This is a genomic window from Cellulomonas sp. IC4_254, from assembly GCF_011603975.1.
GTDB lineage: Bacteria > Actinomycetota > Actinomycetes > Actinomycetales > Cellulomonadaceae > Cellulomonas.
Genome location: NZ_JAANNB010000379.1, coordinates 1 through 1115, shown reverse-complemented (window position 1 = coordinate 1115; position 1115 = coordinate 1). Strand labels below are relative to the sequence as shown.

The 1115-nt window shown below is 74.5% G+C and carries 1 protein-coding gene; it reads right to left on the bottom strand.

Annotated features, from left to right (window positions below; genetic code table 11):
* Positions 1–109 precede the first annotated feature (109 nt).
* A partial coding sequence (locus tag G6556_RS18900) for an ABC transporter substrate-binding protein (protein ID WP_346775013.1) occupies positions 110–1115 on the bottom strand: 1006 nt, incomplete at its 5' end.

The following is a 1115-nucleotide window of genomic DNA, read 5'->3' as shown; positions in this document are numbered from 1 at the left end:
CGAGGGGCCGGCGGTCGCCGGTGCCGCCGGGGTGGCCTCGGTGCTGGTCATGGGGTCTCCCTCGCGGGCGGGGTGCGCCGGCCCGGGGCCGGGCCGGCGCACCGGGTGGTCAGGAGTCGCCGCCGGCCTCGGTGGCCTCGACGAACGTGGTGTCGAGCAGCGTGTCGGTGTCCACGTCGCCGTCGATCTGCTTCAGGAGGGCCATCTGCTCGATGAGCGCGCCGACCTGCGCGACGTACTCGTCGTCGATCTCCCAGCGCGGCCAGATGTTCTGCACCGCGGTGTCGACGACGGCCTGGTCGATGCCGAACTCGGCGACCACGCCGTCCGCCCACGCCTGGGGGTCGGCGGCCATCTGCTCGGTGGCCCGCACGTGGGTGTCGACGACCTGCTGCACCAGCTCGGGGTCGCTCTCGATGAGCTCGCCGGTCGTGTAGAGGCCGATGTTCACGCGGCCGACCGGGGTGTCGTACGGCGAGGCGACCTCGACGGCGCCGGCCTGCAGCGCGGTCGACGGGCCGAGCTCGGCGGAGGCGAACGCGTCGATCCGGCCGGCCGCCAGGGCGCCCGCCATGTCGGAGAACGGCAGGTTGACCAGCTCGAGGTCCTCGTCGGCGTCCATCCCCGCCGCCTCGAGGGTCAGCCGGAGCAGGATCTCCTGCGACGAGCCCTGCGGGTACCCGACGGTCAGGCCGGCCAGCGACTCGACGCCGTCCAGGCCCTCGCGGCCGATGATGCCGGAGCCGCCGTCGGCCGCCGCGGCGACCACCACGACGTCCTGGCCCGCGGCCGCGCCGGACACGGCGGACGGGACGCCGGCGACGCCGAAGTCGATGTTGCCGCTGACCACGGCGTTCTTGATGTCGGGGGAGGTGTCGAACTGCACGACCTCGAACTCGACGCCCTCGGGCGCCAGGTCCTCGTAGAGGAACGGGGCGTACAGGTGCGGCTGGCCCTTGAGGGTGCCGACGGTGACCACGGTGGGGCCGTCGCCGTCGCCACCGGCGGGTGCGGCGCCCGCGGAGTCGGGGGAGCAGGCGGCGAGGCCGGCGACGAGCAGAACGGCGGAGCCGGTCACGAGGGGGCTGCGGAGGCGCACGGGGGTCTCTTCTCTC